The sequence below is a fragment of the Cupriavidus sp. FW305-F7 genome (assembly GCF_058782875.1).
In genome coordinates this window covers 1-620 of record NZ_JBYSYC010000143.1, presented here as the reverse complement: position 1 = coordinate 620, position 620 = coordinate 1, and the positions used below count along the sequence as shown (strand labels likewise).

The window sequence follows — 620 nt, the reverse complement described above, 5'->3', positions numbered from 1 at the left end:
TCCAGTTGGTATCCTGCGATTCGCTTCATCTTCTCCGCAAGGCGCGTGCATGCCTTGATGACAGCTCCGCCGGCCACCACGGCACCGCGGCTGGCGCCGGCGCCTGTTCCGAATGGAACGTTTGCGGTATCGGAGGATTCCACCGTGACATCCTCGATGTTGAGGCCTAGCGTATCCGCAGCCAGCTGGGCGAATACCGTCGCATGCCCTTGTCCCTGCGACGCGACACTCAGGTGGACGCTTGCGTTGCCATCCGGTTCGATTTTCACGAGCGCGCCGTCGTAACCCGGCCATCGCGATGCCTGCCCGCGCATGCGAGTGATGGAGGTACCCTGTCCGGTATGGTCGGCCATGCACGCCAGGCCCATGCCGCGCAATTTTCCGTCGGGGCCCAGCTTCCCGGATTTTTCCTGGCGGAAGGCAATGAACCCTGAGCGTTCGAGCGCCTGTTCCAGGCACTCCACGTTGCTTGCCGTATCGTGGGTCACGCCGACGGCATTGGTGTATGGAAGGTCTTCCCTGGTAATGAGGTTGCGCTTCCTGATTTCGACCGGGTCGATCTTGAGCTGCTCTGCCGCCCTGGTCAGCAGGCTTTCCATCGCAAAGGTGCAAATCGGCGC

1 protein-coding gene is annotated in these 620 nt (G+C 62.1%); it reads right to left on the bottom strand.

Going from position 1 to position 620, the window contains the following annotated elements:
- On the bottom strand, positions 1-599 hold a 599-nt coding region (locus tag AC3WL8_RS39995; protein ID WP_492380269.1), incomplete at its 3' end, for a molybdopterin cofactor-binding domain-containing protein.
- Positions 600-620 lie beyond the last annotated feature (21 nt).